This window comes from Bradyrhizobium sp. KZN70725 (assembly GCF_055264925.1).
On sequence record NZ_JBUYWT010000034.1, the window covers coordinates 1 to 19,756 of the forward strand.

General features: G+C 64.4%; 15 protein-coding genes and 1 pseudogene. 12 read left to right on the forward strand and 4 right to left on the reverse strand.

The window, feature by feature from the left end:
• The first annotated feature begins 179 nt into the window (after nucleotides 1-179).
• The 7 genes and pseudogenes from ACZBJS_RS27280 (at nucleotide 180) to ACZBJS_RS27310 (ending at nucleotide 6,518) form a co-directional block, all read left to right on the forward strand.
• Nucleotides 180-383 (forward strand): hypothetical protein, encoded by a 204-nt coding sequence (locus ACZBJS_RS27280; protein ID WP_463439495.1) that lies wholly within the window; start codon nucleotides 180-182, stop codon nucleotides 381-383.
• A gap of 1,115 nt (nucleotides 384-1,498) precedes the next feature.
• Complete coding sequence (locus ACZBJS_RS27285; RefSeq protein WP_463439496.1) at nucleotides 1,499-1,906, forward strand: hypothetical protein; 408 nt, start codon at nucleotides 1,499-1,501, stop codon at nucleotides 1,904-1,906.
• A gap of 10 nt (nucleotides 1,907-1,916) precedes the next feature.
• Nucleotides 1,917-2,174 (forward strand): annotated as a pseudogene (locus ACZBJS_RS27290) (helix-turn-helix domain-containing protein); the annotation flags it as partial.
• A 222-nt stretch (nucleotides 2,175-2,396) separates the two neighbouring features.
• Nucleotides 2,397-3,647: an acetyl-CoA C-acetyltransferase gene (locus ACZBJS_RS27295; protein ID WP_057020592.1), complete on the forward strand. Its 1,251-nt coding sequence runs from the start codon at nucleotides 2,397-2,399 to the stop codon at nucleotides 3,645-3,647.
• 18 nt (nucleotides 3,648-3,665) lie between these two features.
• On the forward strand, nucleotides 3,666-4,448 hold the full coding sequence (locus ACZBJS_RS27300; RefSeq protein WP_463439497.1) for an SDR family NAD(P)-dependent oxidoreductase: 783 nt from the start codon (nucleotides 3,666-3,668) through the stop codon (nucleotides 4,446-4,448).
• A gap of 20 nt (nucleotides 4,449-4,468) precedes the next feature.
• Nucleotides 4,469-5,236: a crotonase/enoyl-CoA hydratase family protein gene (locus ACZBJS_RS27305; protein WP_463439498.1), complete on the forward strand. Its 768-nt coding sequence runs from the start codon at nucleotides 4,469-4,471 to the stop codon at nucleotides 5,234-5,236.
• 121 nt (nucleotides 5,237-5,357) lie between these two features.
• A complete protein-coding gene (locus tag ACZBJS_RS27310) occupies nucleotides 5,358-6,518 on the forward strand; it encodes an acyl-CoA dehydrogenase family protein (RefSeq protein WP_310879941.1) in 1,161 nt (386 codons plus the stop codon).
• A gap of 37 nt (nucleotides 6,519-6,555) precedes the next feature.
• On the opposite strand, the gene ACZBJS_RS27315 is transcribed toward ACZBJS_RS27310, so the two are convergent.
• Nucleotides 6,556-7,233, reverse strand: coding sequence for a GntR family transcriptional regulator (locus ACZBJS_RS27315; protein WP_310879942.1), 678 nt, complete (start codon nucleotides 7,231-7,233; stop codon nucleotides 6,556-6,558).
• 145 nt (nucleotides 7,234-7,378) lie between these two features.
• On the opposite strand from ACZBJS_RS27315, the gene ACZBJS_RS27320 reads away from it, so the two are divergent.
• From ACZBJS_RS27320 to ACZBJS_RS27330, 3 genes are all read left to right on the forward strand, one after another.
• Entirely contained in the window at nucleotides 7,379-10,780 is a 3,402-nt protein-coding gene (locus tag ACZBJS_RS27320) for a molybdopterin-dependent oxidoreductase (protein ID WP_463439499.1), read from the forward strand.
• 53 nt (nucleotides 10,781-10,833) lie between these two features.
• Nucleotides 10,834-12,288, forward strand: a complete 1,455-nt coding sequence (locus ACZBJS_RS27325) for a short-chain fatty acid transporter (RefSeq protein WP_310885672.1) — start codon at nucleotides 10,834-10,836, stop codon at nucleotides 12,286-12,288.
• Between the two features lie 362 nt (nucleotides 12,289-12,650).
• A complete protein-coding gene (locus ACZBJS_RS27330; RefSeq protein WP_253607681.1) occupies nucleotides 12,651-12,872 on the forward strand; it encodes a hypothetical protein in 222 nt (73 codons plus the stop codon).
• A gap of 8 nt (nucleotides 12,873-12,880) precedes the next feature.
• On the opposite strand, the gene ACZBJS_RS27335 is transcribed toward ACZBJS_RS27330, so the two are convergent.
• The 3 genes from ACZBJS_RS27335 to ACZBJS_RS27345 are packed head-to-tail and all read right to left on the reverse strand — an operon-like array spanning nucleotide 12,881 to nucleotide 17,410.
• On the reverse strand, nucleotides 12,881-13,645 hold the full coding sequence (locus tag ACZBJS_RS27335; protein WP_463439500.1) for a formyltransferase family protein: 765 nt from the start codon (nucleotides 13,643-13,645) through the stop codon (nucleotides 12,881-12,883).
• Nucleotides 13,645-15,003, reverse strand: a complete 1,359-nt coding sequence (locus ACZBJS_RS27340; protein ID WP_463439501.1) for a hypothetical protein — start codon at nucleotides 15,001-15,003, stop codon at nucleotides 13,645-13,647. Before ACZBJS_RS27340 ends, ACZBJS_RS27335 begins: the two co-directional genes overlap by 1 nt.
• A 58-nt stretch (nucleotides 15,004-15,061) precedes the next feature.
• Nucleotides 15,062-17,410 carry a hypothetical protein gene (locus ACZBJS_RS27345; RefSeq protein WP_463439502.1) on the reverse strand — a complete coding sequence of 783 codons (2,349 nt, stop codon included), beginning with the start codon at nucleotides 17,408-17,410 and terminating at the stop codon, nucleotides 15,062-15,064.
• A gap of 667 nt (nucleotides 17,411-18,077) precedes the next feature.
• Here ACZBJS_RS27345 and ACZBJS_RS27350 point away from each other — a divergent pair.
• Nucleotides 18,078-18,779 carry an RNA polymerase sigma factor gene (locus ACZBJS_RS27350; protein ID WP_076834197.1) on the forward strand — a complete coding sequence of 234 codons (702 nt, stop codon included), beginning with the start codon at nucleotides 18,078-18,080 and terminating at the stop codon, nucleotides 18,777-18,779.
• Between the two features lie 140 nt (nucleotides 18,780-18,919).
• Nucleotides 18,920-19,744 (forward strand): flagellin, encoded by an 825-nt coding sequence (locus ACZBJS_RS27355; RefSeq protein WP_028336954.1) that lies wholly within the window; start codon nucleotides 18,920-18,922, stop codon nucleotides 19,742-19,744.
• The last annotated feature ends 12 nt before the right edge of the window (nucleotides 19,745-19,756 follow it).

Here is a 19,756-nt window from a genome sequence, read left to right on the forward strand (position 1 = left end):
TGGGCCATGATCGGCACTGCGGGCAGGCTCGTTGGCCACTTCTACATCCACAATGGCGACGATTCAGCCTTCGTTTGCGAACGCGGCTGAGTTCTTCAACGGCCTGCTAGGAGGGGACGGAACAGGGAACCCGAACTTGCGGGACGGCGTTGAATCGGTTTGGGTTGGAGGGCATTGCAATGACCAACCACCGAGCCGCGCTGATCCTATTTGCCGTCGCTCTTGCGGTGGCGCTCATCGGCGCAACGATTACGACGCTGGAGAACGTCAACACTCGTGTGGCCAGCAATGAGGCGCCGCCGGGCGCGATGGGGCTAGCTAGGCCGCATCCGCCGCTTGATCGGGCGCCCGGCGTGCCCATTGAGACGCCGGTACGGAGATAGAATCCGGCTTGCGACGCCAATTCGACATTCTAGATTGAAGAAGAGAGTCATCCGGTAGCCGCGGTCGCGCCCATGCGTTGCTTCGAACAAGCGACGGAGCGCGCATTAGCGGGCTTCCTCGCGGCGTCCGACAGCCTCACTAAAAGAACCTCGATCATTCCGATTACTCCCGTTACCAAAATAACCAGAGATTCATTTAGGCAATAGAATAACCAGAAGAACCGTAGTTCTAAAGCGGCTATGTTGGCGAAGTCCTGAACTGCCTACCTTGTGCCTGAACGACCTTGGAGGGCAGCCGCAAGCGCTTGCTTTGCCTGTTCGGCTTGTTCCTTCGTCAGTTTCCCGGCGAAGCGGCCATCTTTTTCCAACTGTGCTGGACCCTTGAGTTCTCGATCATAAACCATCCAGTCAGTGCTTCCTCTCCGAACGACGAATCTGGACTGTAGAGGCTCTGTGTATTTCAACGATACCTCCAATTGGTCGCGCCCTCCGGTCTCAAAAACACACCTGGCCGCAGTTTCTCGGCCGGAACACTGAAATTGCCAACGCCACATAAGCTGCAAGGCCTATGCCGACTTACCGCATCGCCGGTCAGTCAACACGCGCGTGGATCAGCTGTGCCCAGAGACTCCGTCGCGGTTGACACTGATTGGGAACTCTCATTTGCAGACTAGGACACTAAGCACCGCCGTCCGAGAAGGCCTCGACGCATCCAGCCCTGCGTCAGGGCCTTTCGTATTTGAGCTTGGCTAGTTCCACTGCGGTAATACAATTTCTGTCGGCGTCCCCGTTCATTGCAGAGCATTTTTTACGGCTGAGTTTTTACAGGTCTATTGCACGCTTGCGCGTGCGCTTCGTACCGGCTGGCAAATTGTCGGGGCACGTCCGCTATCGCGTGAGGAATTTCGATCGCCGCTCGGCCGCGGTCTGAATCTGACGAAGTTCACCACGACAGGTCCGTAATCACTGCGCTGACAGGCGTTGGGATGAAGGTGCGGGCTGAGCGCGGGGCGCCCTGCGGCGAGGGCTGTTGACAGGGGACAGCGCCCACTTTAATCACCTGACTAATTAATCAATTAATTAAAGCCCAAAACCCTAGGGAAAGAATCCGCCTGATGCTGGCCGGCCAGAGACATCCGAAGCTGCTTGCCCCGCGCGGTCGCGGCTTCATTTGGCTGGAAAACCAGGTGCTCGTGCATTCCGTGCGCAGCGGCCTCGAACAGGCTGAGAATGACCTTGCCGAGCCCGCCCCACGCTTCGCCGAGCGGAGCGTCGGTGTGATCACCGCGGGCAGACCGAACGCCGGAGCGACCGGCCATCGCGTCAGACCGTCGATCCCGGAAAAACCCGTGCAGCACCGCTGCAGCCGCCCACGCGGAGCGCGCCGCGGACCCCTGCCGCCGAATCCCGCACATCAGTTCGGGCGCGCGAGCGATGCGCGCCCCGGCAGTGATGTCGCGGATCGGCGTCTGCCGCCCGAAGCAGAGTGGGCTTCGTTCACCCGTATGGAAAATGAGGAGTGAGGCGTAAACGATGGGACGTCGATCTGAGGTACTGATGGCGCAAGAGACCGCCGGCACGGACAACCGTCGCGTGATCCAGGTGGTGTCGCGCGCATTCGACATCGTGCGTTGCTTCGAAGGTCGAAGCATACGCCTGGGAAATCGCGAAATCGCCGATCGCTGTGGTCTTCCCCGATCGACAGTGTCGCGTCTCACCTTGACGCTTACCCAGATCGGCCAGCTGATCTATCTGCCGCAAGAGCAGAAGTATGCTCTCGGTCCCCACGCCGCCCCGGCCGGTGCGCCGTTGTTTGCGCAGGATTGCGATAAGCCTGCCTGCGCCGACGAGCCGCAACTCCGGCAGGTGCCGCGCTTCGGGTACTTCGAAGATCAGCGCAACTCGATTGCCGAGCCGCTTGCGGTGACGCCACACCGTTGACGCCTCGCGGAAACGGTTGGGACTATCGGTACGAGCGCGAGCTAACGAAACATCCGAAGCAAAGGGAAACGCATGTCTGAAGCATACATCATTGACGCAGTTCGCACGCCGCGCGGCATCGGCAAGCCGGGCAAGGGAGCGCTGTCGCACCTGCATCCGCAGCATCTGGCCGCGACGGTGCTCGGCGCGCTCAAGGAGCGCAACAAGCTCGATACGTCGACCGTCGATGACATCATCTGGTCGACATCGACTCAGGAAGGCAAGCAGGGCGGCGATCTCGGACGCATGTCGGCGCTCGCGGCAGGCTACGATATCAACGCCAGCGGCACGACGCTGGATCGTTTCTGCGGTGGCGGCATCACCTCGGTGAACCTCGCGGCAGCGTCCGTGATGTCGGGGATGGAAGATTGCGTCATCGCCGGCGGCACCGAGATGATGAGCTACCAACAGACCTTGGCAGCCGAGCGTTCCAAGGCCGGGCAGCCGGCGCGGATGATGGGTTCAGGCAATCCGGCGCTCGACGAGATTCACCCGCAGTCGCACCAGGGCGTGTGCGGCGACGCCATCGCGACGCGCGAGGGGATCAGCCGCGAGGCCTGCGATGCCCTGGCGCTGACGAGCCAGCAGCGCGCCAAGCGGGCGATCGATGAAGGCCGCTTCGCCAAGTCGGTGATCCCCGTCCTCAACGACGACGGCAGCGTTGCGCTCAATCGCGAAGAATTCCCGCGCCCGGAAACCACTGCCGAAGGACTGGCTTCGCTGAAGCCGAGCTTCGAACAGCTTGCCGATTTCGATCTCGGCAACGGCGTGACCTTCAAGAAGCAGATCCAGCGCCGCTATCCGGACCTCGACTGGAAGGGCGTGCATCATGCCGGCAACAGCTCGGGCGTGGTGGACGGCGCCGCCGCGGTGCTGATCACGTCGAAGGAATATGCCGAGAAGCACGGCCTCAAGCCGCGCGGCCGCATCGTGGCCTATGCCAACCAGGGTGACGATCCGACCCTGATGCTCAACGCGCCGGTTCCGGCGGCCAAGAAGGTGCTCGCCAAGGCCGGCCTGACCAAGAACGACATCGACGTCTGGGAGATCAACGAGGCCTTCGCGGTCGTCGCCGAGAAGTTTATCCGCGACCTCGAGCTGGACCGCGAGAAGGTCAACATCAATGGCGGCTCGATCGCGCTCGGCCATCCGATCGGCGCGACCGGATCGATCCTGATCGGCACTGCGCTCGACGAGCTCGAGCGCAGCGGCGGACGCTATGGCCTGGTCACCATGTGTGCCGCCGGCGGCATGGCACCGGCCATCATCATCGAACGCATGTGATTGCGAAAGGATATTGCCATGAAACTCGATTCATCGGTCGCCGCCGTCGTCACCGGCGGCGCTTCCGGCCTTGGTGCTGCCACCTCGCGCGCGCTGGCTGCGCAAGGCGTGAAAGTCGCGATCTTCGACTTCAACGAAGACAAGGGTGAAGCAATCGCCAAGGAAATCGGCGGTGTGTTCTGCAAGGTCGATGTCACCTCGGACGAGCAGGTCGATGCGGGCTTTGCCAAGGCCCGCGCGGCGCATGGCCAGGAGCGCATCCTGGTAAACTGCGCCGGCACCGGCAACGCGGTGAAGACCGCCGGCCGCGACAAGAAGACCGGCGAGCCCACACACTTTCCGATCGACGCCTTCAACCGCATCATCCAGATCAACCTCGTCGGCACCTTCCGCTGCATCGCCAAGTCGGCGCAGGGGATGCTGTCGCTGGCTCCGCTGGAGCACGGCGAGCGTGGTGCGGTCGTCAACACAGCCTCCGTCGCGGCCGAGGATGGCCAGATGGGGCAGGCGGCTTATTCTGCCTCGAAGGCCGGCGTGGTCGGCATGACCCTGCCGATCGCGCGCGACCTGATGGCCGAAGGCATCCGCGTCAACACCATCCTGCCGGGCATCTTCAACACCCCGCTGCTGCAGGGCGCCCCGGAAAACGTCAAGGCCGCGCTCAGCGCGTCGGTGCCGTTCCCCAAGCGTCTCGGCATGCCGGAGGAATATGCGCATCTGGCGCTGACCATGATCACCAATGGCTACTTCAACGGTGAAGACGTCCGTCTCGACGGCGCCATCCGCATGGCTCCGCGTTAAGCGATCAGGAGACCAAAGCGATGTCCGAAGAAACCCCGGTCCTCACTGAAGTCCGCGGACCGATACTGATCATCACCCTGAACCGGCCGGAAGCCAAGAACGCGGCCAACCTCGCCCTCTCCAAGGGCGTGGCCGCGGCGATCGACCGGCTCGACGCCGACGATTCCCTGAGCGTCGGCATCATCACCGGCGCCGGCGGCACATTCTGCTCGGGCATGGACCTCAAGGGGTTCCTGAAAGGCGAGCGGCCGTCGATCCCCGGCCGCGGCTTCGCCGGCCTGACCGAGGCCCCGCCGAAGAAGCCGCTGATCGCGGCTGTCGACGGCTACGCGCTCGCCGGCGGGATGGAGATCGCGCTGTCGTGCGATATGATCGTCGCCAACCGCAACGCCAAGTTCGGCATCCCCGAGGTGAAGCGCGGGCTGGCGGCCGCCGCCGGCGGGCTGATCCGCATGCCGCGCCAGATGCCGTTCCGTGTGGCGATGGAGTTCGCATTGACGGGCGAGTTCTTCGGCGCCGAGCGCGCCTATCAACTCGGTATCATCAATCGCGTGACCGACGGCCCGGCACTCGACGCCGCGCTCGAGCTCGCGGCAGCGATCGGCGCCAACGGCCCGCTCGCCGTCAAGGCATCCAAGCAGGTGATCGTCGAATCCCGGCTCTGGCCGGAAGATGAGATGTGGAAGAAGCAGCAGGAGATCGTCGGTCCTGTCTTCGTATCCGAGGATGCCCGCGAGGGTGCGGCTGCCTTTGCCGAAAAACGCGCGCCGAACTGGAAGGGCAAGTAAGGCCTCGCCTGTTTCGATGACGGAGCGTCGGTTTTGATCGAAGCAGAACCGGCGCTCTAAACTTTTTACGATGCCTCGCCGCACGCCGGCGGGGTTCCATGAGAGCGCTATTGGGTGATTGATGCGCAGCTTTACCGAAGACCAGGTCATTTTCCGCGACTCCTACCGCAAGTTCCTCGCCAGCGAGATCACGCCTCACATGGAGGAGTGGCGGGAAGCCGGCATCGTCGACCGCAGCGCGTTCAAGAAGGCCGGTGACCTCGGCTTCCTGATGATCTGGCCCGAGGAAAAATACGGCGGAATGGGCGACGAGGACTTCCGTTACGAGCAGATCATCATCGAGGAGACCGCGCGCTCGGGCTGCAAGGGCTGGTTCAACACGCTGCACAGCCGACTGGTCGGATCCTACTTCAAGCGCTTCGGCACCGAGGAGCAGCGCGACCGATTCCTGCCGAAATGCGTCAACGGCGAGACCATCCTGGCCATCGCGATGACCGAGCCCGGCGCGGGCTCAGACCTCGCCGGCATGCGGTCGACCGCGGAAGACAAGGGCGATCATTTCCTGCTCAATGGCTCGAAGACTTATATTTCCAACGGCATCAATTCCGACGTGGTGATCGTGGCGGCCAAGCTCACGGGCGCCGAGAAGAAGCATGCCATGGTGCTCCTGATCGTCGAGCGCGGCATGGAAGGTTTTGAGCGCGGCCGCAATCTCAAGAAGATGGGCATGCCGGCGCAGGACACTGCCGAACTCTTCTTCAACAATGTGAAGGTGCCCAAGGCCAACGTGCTCGGAGAACCCGGCAAGGGCTTTTACTATCTCATGGAAGGCCTTGCCGAGGAGCGGCTGATCTCCGCGGTCGGATCGATCGCCAATGGCCGCAAGGCGTTCGACATCACGCGCACTTACGTGATGGACCGCAAATTGTTTGGCCGGCCGCTTGCCGAACAGCAGAACACCCAGTTCCGCATGGCGGAGATGGATGCCGAAATCGATCTCGTGCAGGTCTATGTCGATCACTGCGTGGCCGAGCACAATGCCGGACGCCTGACCAGCAATATGGGCGCCAAGGCCAAGATGATGTCGTCGGAGGTCGAGTGGAAGATGCTCGATCTTGGCGTCCAGTTGCACGGCGGCGCAGGTTACATGGATGAATATCCGATCAGTCGCATGTTTACCGACGCGCGCGTCAATCGAATCCTCGCTGGAAGCTCTGAAGTGATGCGGCTGATCATCGGCCGCGATGTCTTCTCGGAGCAGTACAAGAGCATTCTGGACTAGCCGGTCAGCACGACCGGCTAACTGCCTCCGTTCCGCATCAGCCGCGGGCCTGCCGCAGCGGCTCGCGCGCATGCTCCTTCGAGCGCAGCAATGCATCGACGAAGATCGGCTCCCAGGAGCGGATGTGAGTGCGCAGCAGGGCGGTCAGCGCCTCGGTCTCGCCGGCGAGCGCCAGCTCGATCAACCGATAGTGCTCGGGCACTGACGCCTGCTGCCGCTCGTGGCCGGCGCGGGAGCTGATGCCGTAGAGCCGCATCTTGTCGCGCAGGCCCATCACCGTGTCGGTCAGCAGGTCGTTGCCGGCGGCCGCGACGAACTCGCGATGATAGTTGCGGTCGGCTTCCAGATAGAGCTGGACGTCGTCGGTCTCGACGGCCCTGGCGATCTGGTCGGCCCAGCCGCGCACGATTGTTAGATCCTTTGGCGGATTGGCGGCGACCAGCACGGCGGCGTGCAGCTCGAGCACCTCGCGCATGTCGAACAGATTGCGCAGTTCGGTCAGCGTCGGCTCGACCACCTTGAAGCCGCGGTTGCGCATCGGCTCGACCAGACCGCCGCGGCTGAGCTCAAGCAGCGCTTCGCGCACCGGCGTCGAGGAGACGCCGAGGCTCGCCGCGAGACTCGGCACCGAATACATCGTGCCCGGAAGGCTCTGCCCGGAAATGATCTCGGCCCGCACCCGCTGCAGCACCTGTTCTCGCAAATTCTGGTCCATCGGTGGTCGTGGCCGCCTCTCGCTGGGAACTCCGATTCGTCGCTGATTATTACTTAGCCTTGACGCGGCCGGTAGCGTATGACGTAAATGTGTAACGCATTACAAAAATGCGTCACATGGATTGACTGGGATAGGTGAGACGGCGGTGAAACAGCGGCTGCCCGGCTATTGCACGCTTTGTCGCTCGCGCTGCGGTGCCGTCACCGTGGTCGAGGATGGGCGTCTTGTCGGCGTAGAGGTATTGAATAACCACCCGACAGGCGGCGCGCTTTGCGCCAAGGGCAGGGCGGCGCCCGAAATCGTCGCCAGCCCGCGCCGGCTGACCGTCCCGCTCAAGCGAACCCAGCCGCGCGGCGCCGCCGATCCGGGCTGGGTCGAGGTGTCGTGGGACGAGGCGTTGACCGAGATCGCCGCCCGGCTCGGCACGATCCGCGCCGAGAGCGGCGCCGAGGCGGTGGCGTTCGGCGTCACCACGCCGAGCGGCACACCGATGGTCGACAGTTTCGAGTGGGTCGAGCGCTTCATCCGCGGCTTCGGCAGCCCCAATCTGATCTATGCGGTCGAGATCTGCGGCTGGCACAAGGACTATGCGCACGCGCTGACCTTCGGCCGCGGCATCGGCTTTCCCGATTACGACAATGCCGATGCGATTATCCTGTGGGGCCACAATCCGGCGCGGACCTGGCTTGCCCAGGCAACGCGGATCGCCGATGCGCGGCGGCGCGGCGCCAAGGTCGTGGTGATCGATCCCAAGCCGAACGGCTCGGGGCAGCAGGCCGATCTGTGGCTGCGCGTTCGTCCGGGCGCCGACGGCGCGCTCGCGATGGGCGCGATCCGTCACCTCATCGCTACCGGCAGCTTCGATGCGGATTTCGTCAGCGCATGGACCAATGGATCGCTGCTGGTCGATCGTGCGACCGGACGCTTCCTGCGCGCCGACGCATTGTGGCCGGATGGCGCGCCGGAGGCTTTCGTTCGTCTCGATGCGTCGGGCGCGCCCGTGCCTTGCGACACGCGTTACGCGCCGGAGAGCTGTGGCCGGCTGCGTGGCGCGCTGCAGGTCCGCACACGCGACGGCCGGCTGATAGCGGCGGCTACCGCGTTCGAACTGCTCGTCGAGCGAGCCGCGCCATACACGCCGGCGCGCGTCGCGGAGCTGACCTGGCTTCCTGTCGAGGACGTCGACGGGTTCAACACGCTGCTCGCTCGCCGGCCGCGGCTCGCCTACCATTCCTGGACCGGCGTCGGCCAGCACACCAACGCGACCGCGATCGAGCGCACGATTGCAACGTTGTATGCGCTGACCGGCGCTTGCGATCGGCCCGGCGGCAATCGCTGGCCGGTGCCGCCGCCGACCCGTGCCCTCAACGACTACAACATCCTGTCGCCGGAGCAGCAGGCGAAGGCGCTGGGCATTACTGAGCTGCCGCTCGGCCCGCCGGCCAAGGGCTGGATCACGGCGCGCGATTTCAGCAGGGCCGTGCTTGACGGCGAGCCTTACCGGGTGCGCGCGCTGGTCGCGTTCGGCACCAACTTCGTCGTCTCGCAGGGCCATTCCGAGCGCAACCGCGCCGCGCTGAACGCGCTGGAATTCCAGGTTCATATCGACATGTTCATGAACCCGACCGCGGAGAGCGCCGATTTCGTGCTGCCCGCCAGCACGCCGTGGGAGCGCGATGCGCTCAAGATCGGATTCGAGATCACGCAGGAAGCTGTCGAGACCGTGCAATTTCGCCCGCGCATGGTCGAGCCGGTCGGTGCAGTGAAGGCCGATTACGACATCGCCGCCGCGCTCGCGCTCAAGCTCGGGATGGGCGACTTGTTCTTCGGCGGCGACATCAAGGCCGGGTGGAATTACCAGCTGGCGCCGCTCGGCATCGGTGTCGAGGATCTGCGCGCGCATCCCGAAGGCCGCCGCTTCCCGCAGATCTTCCGCGACGAAAAATACGCCGTGGCGCGCGAGGACCGGACGGTTGTCGGATTCTCAACGCCGACACGCCGCGTCGAGATCTATTCGGAGCTGATGCTGGGACATGGGTATGATCCCTTGCCCGACCACGTCGAGCCGGTCGGCAGCCCGCTCACGGCAGCGCCGGACGCACGCTTTCCGCTCGTGCTTTCCACCGCCAAGAGCGGCTGGTTCGTTCACTCCTCCTATCGGCACGTCGCCTCGCTGCGGCGCAGGTCGCTCGATCCGGCCGTCGAGATCAGTCCGCAGCTCGCCAAGCGGCGTGGCCTTGCCGAAGGCGACTGGGCCGTGGTGGAGACGCATGGCGGTGCCGTGCGCCTGAAGGTACGCATCAATGCGGCGCTCGACGATCGCGTCGTCGTCGCCGAATTCGGCTGGTGGGAAGACTGTCCGCCGCTCGGCCGCGAGCGTTCCGCGACGGCAGGCATCCACACCCGCAACATCAACGCCGTGCTGCATGACGATGCGCGCGATCCGGTCAGCGGCTCCGTCCCGCTGCGCGCGATCGTCTGCGATATCAGGCGCGACAGAATTGCCAGTCGTGGCCTGTGGAGCGGTCAGCGGCGGTTCAGGGTCGGCGCGCGTCGCGCCGAGGCAGCTAATGTCATCGCGCTCAACCTGCTGCCGCTTGACGGCGGTCCGCTGCCCGACTTCCTACCGGGCCAGCACGTGATGGTCTCGCTGCCCGGCGCAACGCAGGCACGGGCCTATTCGCTGACCGGATCGGGCGATCGGCCGGATGTGCTCTCGATAGCGGTGAAGGGGCGCTTCTTCAATGAGGCGCCGAGTGGCGATGCGCCGTTCTTCATGCCGGATCGTCTGCACCGTCTTGCCGTCGGAGACGAGGTCGTGCTGGAGCCGCCGGGCGGCATCTTCACGCCGCCATTGAAGGGGCAGCGGCCGCTGATCTTCCTCGCCGCCGGCATCGGCGTCACGCCGTTCATCAGCCATCTCGAAACGCTGCAACGGATTGCCCCACAAGATCGCGTTGGCGAAATCCTGCTGCTCCACGGCTGCCGCAGCAGCCGGGAGCATCCGTTTGCCGAGCGGCTTGCGGAGCTGGAAGCCGGTATTCCAGGGCTGATGCGTGTGACGTTCTATTCCGCGCCGTTCGCGCAGGACCCGATCGACTCGCATGCGTTGCGCAAGGGGAGGGTTGATCTCGAGCAGGTCGAGCCGCTGTTGCCGCGTCGGCCGCTGATCTACATCTGCGGCTCGCCGGAATTCGTTGCGGCGCAGATCGAGGCCGTGACGGCGCTCGGCGTGCCGCGCTTCGACATCTTTGCCGAGAGCTTCGTGTCGCCGCCGTCGGTGCCGAGCGATCTTGCGCCGCGCACCGTCCGGCTTGCGGGCAGCAAGCAGAGTTTTTCTTGGCGGCCGGAGCAGGGGACGCTGCTTGATGCGGCGGGTGCGGCGGGCGTCGCGCTGCCGAGCGGCTGCCGTGTCGGGCAATGCGAAAGCTGCGCGGTTCAGGTCGTCGATGGCGAGTTCACCCATCTCGGCGCTGTCGATGGCAGCGAGGGACAGTGCCTTGCCTGCCAGGCTGTGCCGCTGACCGATCTCACGCTCGCGCTTTGATGACGAAACCCGATTGAAGGCAGTAACCGAATTACCGGAAGGGGATCAGATTGATGACGAATGCAACGCACGATCAAACCGTGAGCTTACGAAAACCTGTCGCGGACAACATCATCGCGCGATTTTCGCAAGCCCTGGTGGCGTTTGCGGAGCGCTGGTTTCCGGATGCCTACGTCTTCGTCCTGATCGCGGTGATTGCGGTCGCAATCGGCGCGATCCTGCATGGCGGTTCGCCGCTCGCCGTCAGCCGCGCCTTTGGCGACGGGTTCTGGAACCTGATTCCCTTCACGATGCAGATGGCGCTGGTGGCGATCGGCGGCTATGTCGTGGCGATGTCGCCGCCGGTGGCCGCCGTGCTGGCGCGGCTCGCCAGCGTGCCGAAGACCGGGCGCGGAGCCGTGGTCTTTGTCGGCGTGCTCAGCATCTTTCTGTCGCTGCTGAACTGGGGCCTGAGTCTGATCTTCTCCGGCCTTCTGGTGCGGGAGATCGCACGGCGCACCGACATCAGGCTCGACTACCGGGCGGCCGGCGCCGCCGGTTATCTCGGGCTCGGCTGCGGCTTCACCCTCGGCATCACGTCATCAGCTGCGCAGTTGCAGGCGAATGCCGGCAGCATTCCGGCGTCGCTTCTGCCGATCACCGGCGTGATCGGTTTCTCCGAAACCATCCTGACCTGGCAGAATATGGTCACCGTCGTGATGGTGACCGTGGTCTCTGCTGCGATCTGCTATTTCACGACGCCGGCGCCCGATCAGGCCAGGACGGCGGAAGACCTCGGCGTAGCGCTCGGCGATGATCGCATCGAGGCCAGGAAGCCGGCGCGTCCGGGCGACTGGCTGGAGTTCAGCCCGCTGCTGACGATCCTGATCGCGCTCCTTGCCGCCGGCTGGTTGTGGCAGACATTCCAGTCGGGCAATCCGTTGATCACGCTGTCGGGCCTCAACACCTATAATTTCGTCTTTCTCATCCTCGGCATCGTGCTGCACTGGCGACCGCGCAGCCTCATCGAGTCGTTCTCGAAGGCGATGCCGAGTGTCTCCGGCGTGCTGTTGCAGTTTCCGTTCTACGCCGGCATTGCGCAGATCCTGACCAAGGTCCCGAACAGCAGCGGCACGACGCTGTCGGACACGATCGCGCACTGGTTCGTCGGTGCCTCCAGCAATTCCACCGTGTTTTCGTTCCTGGTCGGAATCTATTCGGCGCTGCTCGGCTTCTTCGTGCCGTCGGCCGGCGGAAAGTGGATCATCGAGGCGCCCTACATCATGAAGGCGGCCAACGACATCGGCGCGCATCTCGGCTGGACCGTGATGGTCTACAACATCGCCGAGACGCTGCCGAACTTCATCAACCCGTTCTGGATGCTGCCGCTGCTCGGCATCCTCGGCCTGAAGTCGAAGGATCTGATCGGCTACACCTCGGTGCAGTTCTTCATCCACTTCCCGATCGTGATGCTGCTGGCGGCGATCCTGATGGCGACCTTCACCTATCATCCGCCGATCCTGCCCTGAGCGATCATGGCCGGGCACCGGGATGCACGGTGCCGGGCCAATTCAGCGCTCCACGACCGTCACCACCAAAACTGTGCTGTTTTTCCGCTGGCCGCGAATGAGGCGTCGCGCCGGACTCTTATCTTTGGTCAGCCATTTCATTGACCGCCGCGCGGTTCGGCCGGATATTGCTGCGCGATACCCCGCGTTGTTCAAGGCCACCGCAATGAGACACGACCACCGCAGCTTGATGTGCGACATGCGAAGCCGCATGCAGCGTCGCTGCGTCTCGGCGGCGACCGGCGTCTGTTGTTGATCGCTTCGACAAATCCAAAGCATCCGACAATCAGACAGGAGCGCCGTCGTCCGGCGATCGAACACGCATGTCCCAAGCCCAAATGTCTCAAGCCTATGTCATCGAAGTATCGGATCGGACCGCCGGCATCGTCGTCAGCGACAAAAGCGGCTTCTGCTTCTTCTCCTCGGATCGCGCCTTTGACGGCCTCGACGGTGGCTATTTCGGCTCCGCGCGCGCCGCGGAGCGCGCGGTGAGGGCGCACTTGCAGCGGCACCGCGAGGTCCGGGGCCGTGCGACGCGCGGTTGAGCCGTTTCTCAGGAGGCCGCGGCGAGCGGCGGCGAGACCACCTGTGGTGCCTCGGGCACCCGCATGGCAGTCGTAGCTAGCTGGAAGCGGATGCCGTGCAACGAGCAGGTCAGCGGGATGCCGCGAAAGTCGTCGTGGAAGGCGCGGATCCGGCGCGCCAGCTCACTGGGGTTGATGCCGGCGGGAAGCTCGCACATCTTGCGGTACATCCACCGCGTGCTCTTGATTCCGCACCAGGCGATCTCCAATTCCGCCAACGGCGTCGGATCGCAGGCGAGATCGCGTGACATCCCCCAGAACAGATGGGCAAGCCGCACATAGGCGATCTGTTCGAGACCGCGCACGCTGATCTTGTCGGGAATGATGAAGGACTCGACCCCGACGATCGGGCCGGAATCGACGCGCGCGGCCATCACATGGGCCGTCGCGCCGAAGGTGCGGGCGCCGTCATAAAGCGCGAAATGCGCCGGCGCCCAGCCGGGATATTGCGGCGGGCCGGGATGGAAATTGTAGGCGCCATGGCCGAGCGCCGCCAGAATGTGCTCCGGCACGATGACGCTGGTGGTGAAGGCCAACAGCCGGGCCTCGCGCAAGACCTCCGGCTCGATCGCGGCGAGCTCCTCGGCGGTCACCGCGCAGCGGAATGACAGCGCCGGATTATGCGCCTTCAGCAGCGCGGTGAGCGCGAATTGCTGGTTGGCGACGCCGGTGAGAAGGATGATTGTCTTCACGATGTCGATGTCCTTGCCTTGCTCTGTCTTCCCAGCATTCATCAGCCGCGCTGCCCGGCCATCACGACGACGCTGCCGGCATCGCGGGACTGGCCCACGGTGCGGAACAGATCGGCCGGCAGCGCCTGCCACGGCGCGATCTCGATGATGCGGTTGTTCGCGCTTTTCGCGGCCGATTTCGCCGCGCGGATATCGTCCTGCCAGGGGCAGAGTGCGAGCTCGAGCCGGCCGAACCCCCCGCAATCGGCCGCGAACGCGCCGGTGACCGCCTCGATGCTGGCAGCCATTTCGCGCGCGTCGCTGGTCGCGATATCGCGCATGATCACGGTGATCGCATTATTCGAGGCCGCCTGCGACCGGATCACGATCATGGCGTCACGGCCGCCGCTGCGGCTGGCGCGCCGCGCGGCCCGCATCGCGACGCCGAATTCGGCGTCCGGTCCAAGATCGCTGCCGTCGGTGGGCAGGTCGTGAACGACCGTGGTGTGGCGGGGCGTGCCGGCGTCTTCGGCCGGAGCGTGGTATGAGCGCGGCAGCCAGACGGTGTCGAGCGCCATCTGTGACGATGTCAGGCTCCAGGCCTGGTCGAGCAGATAGCCTTCCCAGACCGCGGGATAGGCGCTCGCGATGTGATGCCAGTTGCGCAGCACCGCTTCGGCGGCGGGCGAACGGGCGAGATAGAGGGTGCGCGCCGACATTTCCCACCGGTTCCATTTGTGGAGCGCGATGTCGCATGCGAGGGTCGACGGCAGCATTGGCGGCTCGCTGAGGACTGCGTCGGCCTCGATGAACAGCAGCGGCTCGCGATGCTGCTCCCACATCCGCAGCAAGAAGGCGGATTTCTCGGCTGCGCGCATGTGCTCGCCGTCTGCGGTGTCGATCGGTGCGATATCGCAGGGGATCCGAAATTCGGCCAGCTTGTCGCGGAGAGCGCGGGCATGGTCGTCGCCGCAAGCGCGGGAATAGCAGGAGACCACGCGCAGCGATGCCTCGGACCTTGAGCCTTGCTCGGGCGCGATCGGGCGCCAATTGAGGCCGCCCCACCACATCTCATGCGGGCCATCGAAACTCGGCCCGATCGTTCCGAAGTCGGTCAACTTGGATTTCAGGAAGTCGAAGGCGGGATTCTCGCCGAAGGGGACGACGACCGCGCAGTCGGCGCGAAGCGACCGGTAAAGTATCTCGGCGGCGGGGCCGCTCGGCGGCTCGACGAGGATGATGACGCCATGGTCCCTCGCCGGCGCCGAGCCGGCCTGATGGACGACCGCGGGTCCGAGCCGCTCCGACAACCATGCGAGCCGCCGGCGCTGCGCCGCGCTCATCCGGATGCCGTTCGCCGCCAGCAATTGGTCGAAGTTCGTCTGCAAGCCGTCAGCTTGCGCCGTGTCAACAGAAGTCATGCCCGCACTACCCCTCGTTAACCTTCTACGTGCGGGGCGGCCGGATCAGGCGGACAAATCAGCTGTTGTTGTTCGTTGTCGGCATGCCTCTGGCGCTGCGCCAGGTCAGTGTGGCCGAAGCGGCGCCGTTGCCGTCGCGGTCCGCGACCGCAAGGATGCGGTCATGGTCGAGGGCGGTCAGCGCGACCGTGTAGATGGCGACGTCGTCTTCGAAGCCGTCGACGGGGATGAGCAGCATGCCGTCGTCACTGGTGGCGCGGAAGTGACGGCCGCGCCGTTCGAGGCCGACATCGATGAGCCGTCGCTCGGCGATCGCTGTCACGTTCGAACCCTCGGCGGCTTTCGCGGCGCTCTCGCCATATTGGACCGTGATGCCGTGGAGCATCCCGTCGCGGGTGAGCTTGGCCAGCGGCAGCACGATAGTCGCGATTGCCATCCGGCGCGACAGCGGGATCCGCAGGCGAAGATCGCCGAGCCCGGTGTGATAGACGCTGATCGCCTCCAGCGACGCCTGGCCGTTCCGCTCGAACAGACCGACCTGCAGCGTCCCGCACAGCGCTTCGCCGAACACGCTAGCGGGCAGGCGATTGGCGCCGAACAGCGTGTAGAGATAGGCATGCGACGGCGACAGGGCGGCAAAGCTGCCCGCCAGCCACATCGGGGGCGCCGGAGCCGTGCAGGCGGTCATGAGGCCGCGGGCGATGATGCTATCATTGACGAAGTCGGCATCGAGCAATGGCGCCAGCGCCGGGGTGCCGAGATTGACGTCATGCTTGATGCCGCCGAGCAGCGCGAGCTCATCATCGTCCGGCAGCAGCAGGAGGCGTCCGAGCACGGCGGCCGTCCAGCGCGCCGCGACCGCGGGGGCGGCATCGGGCTGCAATCCGTAGCGTGGTGCCAGCTCGCGGGCGCGCGAAACATAGGCCAGCGTTCCGGATTGCACCTCGGTCGCCAGCGCCAGCTGGGCGGCCGGGCGCTGATCACCCTCGCGCAATACCTCACCGCCGCGATAATCCCGCGCCGATCCTTCCCTAGAACAGCACAGCTGCTCCAGCAAGGCGACGTTGCGGATCAGCATGCGCTTGACGTGCGGCGTGACGACGCGATCAGAGACCAGGCCCTCCGCGGTGTCGTCATCGGAGATGCCGTCGAAGGCATCGTCAAGCGTCAGCAGATAGGCGCCGTGCAGGCGGATGCGGATGCCCTCGCGATCGAAAATTCGCCGCAACGACTTCTGCACGCTTGCGGAATAGCCGAGGTCGACCAGGATCAGATCGGTGCAGCCATCGAAATCCCGGATATCCGCGCGAAGATAGGTCAGCAAACGGGTCCGGACACCGGCAGCGATATCGGTGATCTCGCGCGGGTCCATCAGATCGGGCAGGGCGTCGGCGAGTTCGCGGCCGCTGGCAATGCCGTCGGGATACTGCGCGAAGAACTTCATCACGGCGGGCGGCTGCACCTTGACGATGTCGATAAAGGTCGCCGCGTCGATCTTGACGACCCGGCTCAGCAGCTCACAGAGTGGTTCGAGCGTATCGGCAGACCCGACCAGGCTGACGCGACGATTGATCTCGATATAGGCGCCGGTCTCGCCGTGGTTTGCCTGCCAGACGCGATGCGGCAGCAGGCCGTCGCGGCCGAGGAAGCCGACCGCAACGCGCGCGCCCTCGCGAGCAAGCGCGCTGCGCCGCGCGGCAATGAATGCGTCGAACGCCGCCATCACCGGGCCGAGCACGGTCACGCCGAGGTCGAAAGCGGGAGCAGGCTCCGCGCTCTTCGCCGTCACCGCGCGCCGCAGCGTGCGGGCGCCGCAGTCGAGCCGCGACGGCTGATCGGGGCACAGCAATTCAAAGATCGATGTCTCGCGTTGAAACTTGGAAGCCAGCGCCGCGCCGGCCTGCGGGTAGTAGCGCGGACGGATGCCGTGACGGCGCGCGCCCTTGATATCGGCGGTGTGGTTGTCGCCGACATGGAACGAGCTTGCCGCGTCGATGCCTTGCTCGGCGAGATAGGCCTCAAACAGCGCCTCGCTCTTGCTGCTGCCGTGATCGCAGGACGCATAAAGGAAATCCCAGCTCAGCCCGGGACTGCAGGAACGCAGCAGCTGCGCGAGCTGGTCGGTGCTCCAGTAGGTGTCGGAAATGAAGCCGACGCGAAAGCCGCCGCGCTTCATGTCCAGATATTGCTCGAGCATTTCGGGATTGACGCGGCAGAGCTCCAGTTCGGTGTCGAACTCGATCTGCGCGAGATCGTGCAGCGCATCGCGGGTCAGGCCGAACAGCCTGAACGGAAAGTATTTGTAGATGTCGGCGATGCGTACTTCAGTTGAGCCGCACCGCTCCTGCGCTACCTTGCGCGCCCGCGCCTCCGCCTGGATTCGATGTTGAACGAAACTGGCGGACATGTTCGGAAACTTTTCAGCAATGCAGCAACGCTGAAAAACCCCTTCAAATACGCCATCCGGCGTCGTGCAGGCGCGCAACAGAAATGTATCGAAAACATCGAATGAACATGCAGAAACATTCTGCGCTCGACGCGTCGCGTCGACCGTCATGATCGTCATGCGCAAAATTCCCGCCAGTCCTCATGCGTTGAACGCGCGCGTGAGACAAATCAGGCGCGACAGTTCAAAAAAGTTGATGCGAGATTCGAAAACGCGCGCTTCGCGACTGACAGATTCAAAAAATCCGATAACGTCGAAACAGTGATTCGGAAAAAATTGCCTGGTCGCAATCGTCGAATGCAAGATGGCGACCAACGGCGGTGAGTCACTCGCATGCTCGGCGCATGCATGGGTTCGCGTGGCGTTAGTTGGTGTGACAACAGCGTTTTCCGACGCGACGATCTCTTCCGCGGAAATGCGAGGCGATGCTGAACGACTGCTCCAAACTCCGTCGCATTTTTCCCTGCGCCTGCGCGCAGCGGCAGCTTTTGCCGGGCGGTCGGCAAAAACATCCAGCTAAGCGTTTGAAAAATAACGAAAAAAGTTCGCCTGGTTTGCTGGACCCCACCGTTCAACGCTCAGAAGCCGCATGGAATGTGTGCCAGCGGCGTTGGTTGGAGAGCGGCGGATGAGTTACGCGCTTGATATGAGGGCACCGGCCGAAGTGGAGGCCACGCCGGCCGCGGTTGCACCGGCCGAAGCGGCTGCTCCGTGGAGCAACGTCCCCACCGTTGCCGATGCGGGCCCGCTCGACACCGTCGAGATCCACGACGAAGACAAGGACTTGCTCGACCGTCTCGCCGCCGGCGACGAGACGGCATTTCGTGCTCTGGTCGAACGCCACGTCGATCGCGCCTACGCGATCGCGCTGCGCATCGTCGGCAACGCCGCCGACGCCGAAGACGTCGTGCAGGACACGATGCTGAAAGTGTGGACCCATCGCGGCCGCTGGCAGCATGGCCGCGCAAAGTTCTCGACCTGGCTCTATCGCGTCGTCAGCAACCGCTGCATCGATCTGCGCCGCAAGCCGCGCACCGAGAATGTCGATGTCGTGCCCGAGGTCGCAGACACCCAGCTCGATGCCTCCGCCGTGATCGAGCGCAACGAGATCGGCAATCTGCTGGAGGTCGCGATGCAGCGCCTGCCCGAGCAGCAGCGCGTCGCAGTGATCCTGTCGTATCACGAGAACATGAGCAACGGCGAGATCGCCGAGGTCATGGACACGACCGTGGCCGCGGTGGAGTCGCTGTTGAAGCGAGGACGGCAGCAGCTGCGCGAGATGCTGAAGCGGCACGAGCGCGACCTGCGCGGCGCGTTTACCGACTGCTAACCATAAATTCCAGCTTCTGAAGATTTTGCGCCTGACCACCGGCGGCCGGCCCGTTTGATCGGGCGGACGGGGGCTGGATCCGCGTCACCTCTCTTTTTCACGATGCGGCATGCCATGCCCCATCAGCACAGGAGCTACTCATGCCGGCAATCTCCACCAACACCGCCGCGAACTCCGCGGTCCGTTACCTCAACATCAACTCGCAGCAGGAAACCAGCGCGCTGTCGAAGCTGTCGAGCGGCTCGCGCATCACCTCGGCTTCCGACGACGCGGCCGGTCTTGCGATCTCGACCCGCATCTCCTCGGACATCACGACGCTGCAGCAGGCCGCCACCAACGCGGCGCAGGCGACCTCGATCCTGCAGACCGCCGACGGCGGCGCCTCCAACATCTCGGACATCCTGGCCCGCATGAAGTCGCTGGCTTCCGAGTCCGCCTCGGGCACCGTGGCCGATTCCAGCCGCGCCTACATCAACTCGGAATTCACGCAGCTCAAGGGCGAAATCGACTCGATCGCCAGCGGAACCCGCTACAGCAGCCAGAGCTTGCTCGACGGTTCGAGCGTGTTCTCCTCGGGCGTCTCGGTGCTGGTCGGTTCGACCTCGGCCGACACCATCACGATCACGCTGACGAGCCTCACGGCCTCGTCGCTGTCCGTGACGTCGCTCGATGTGTCCAGCCTGTCGAGCGCCACCAGCGCGATGACGGCTCTCGACACCGCGATCGACAAGGTTTCGTCCGCACGCGCCGAGATCGGTGCTCAGGAATCCCGCTTCAACTTCAGCGCCGACTCGATCTCGACCCAGACCCAGAACCTGCAGTCGGCCAACTCGGCGATCAAAGACGTCGATATCGCCTCCGAGCAGGCGACGCTGTCCTCGGCCGAGGTGAAGACCCAGGCCGCGGTCTCCGCTGAAACCGCGGCGAACCAGATGCCGCAGTACCTGCTGAAGCTGCTCGGCTAATTCGAAAGACCG

Excerpts from the sequence above, each read along its gene's own strand:
- ACZBJS_RS27280 (WP_463439495.1), top strand. The coding sequence starts at position 180 with ATGACCAACCACCGAGCCGCGCTGATCCTATTTGCCGTCGCTCTTGCG.
- ACZBJS_RS27285 (WP_463439496.1), top strand. The coding sequence starts at position 1,499 with ATGCTGGCCGGCCAGAGACATCCGAAGCTGCTTGCCCCGCGCGGTCGC.
- ACZBJS_RS27295 (WP_057020592.1), top strand. The coding sequence starts at position 2,397 with ATGTCTGAAGCATACATCATTGACGCAGTTCGCACGCCGCGCGGCATC.
- ACZBJS_RS27300 (WP_463439497.1), top strand. The coding sequence starts at position 3,666 with ATGAAACTCGATTCATCGGTCGCCGCCGTCGTCACCGGCGGCGCTTCC.
- ACZBJS_RS27305 (WP_463439498.1), top strand. The coding sequence starts at position 4,469 with ATGTCCGAAGAAACCCCGGTCCTCACTGAAGTCCGCGGACCGATACTG.
- ACZBJS_RS27310 (WP_310879941.1), top strand. The coding sequence starts at position 5,358 with ATGCGCAGCTTTACCGAAGACCAGGTCATTTTCCGCGACTCCTACCGC.
- ACZBJS_RS27315 (WP_310879942.1), bottom strand. The coding sequence starts at position 7,233 with ATGGACCAGAATTTGCGAGAACAGGTGCTGCAGCGGGTGCGGGCCGAG.
- ACZBJS_RS27325 (WP_310885672.1), top strand. The coding sequence starts at position 10,834 with ATGACGAATGCAACGCACGATCAAACCGTGAGCTTACGAAAACCTGTC.
- ACZBJS_RS27330 (WP_253607681.1), top strand. The coding sequence starts at position 12,651 with ATGTCCCAAGCCCAAATGTCTCAAGCCTATGTCATCGAAGTATCGGAT.
- ACZBJS_RS27335 (WP_463439500.1), bottom strand. The coding sequence starts at position 13,645 with ATGAATGCTGGGAAGACAGAGCAAGGCAAGGACATCGACATCGTGAAG.
- ACZBJS_RS27340 (WP_463439501.1), bottom strand. The coding sequence starts at position 15,003 with ATGACTTCTGTTGACACGGCGCAAGCTGACGGCTTGCAGACGAACTTC.
- ACZBJS_RS27345 (WP_463439502.1), bottom strand. The coding sequence starts at position 17,410 with ATGTCCGCCAGTTTCGTTCAACATCGAATCCAGGCGGAGGCGCGGGCG.
- ACZBJS_RS27350 (WP_076834197.1), top strand. The coding sequence starts at position 18,078 with ATGAGTTACGCGCTTGATATGAGGGCACCGGCCGAAGTGGAGGCCACG.
- ACZBJS_RS27355 (WP_028336954.1), top strand. The coding sequence starts at position 18,920 with ATGCCGGCAATCTCCACCAACACCGCCGCGAACTCCGCGGTCCGTTAC.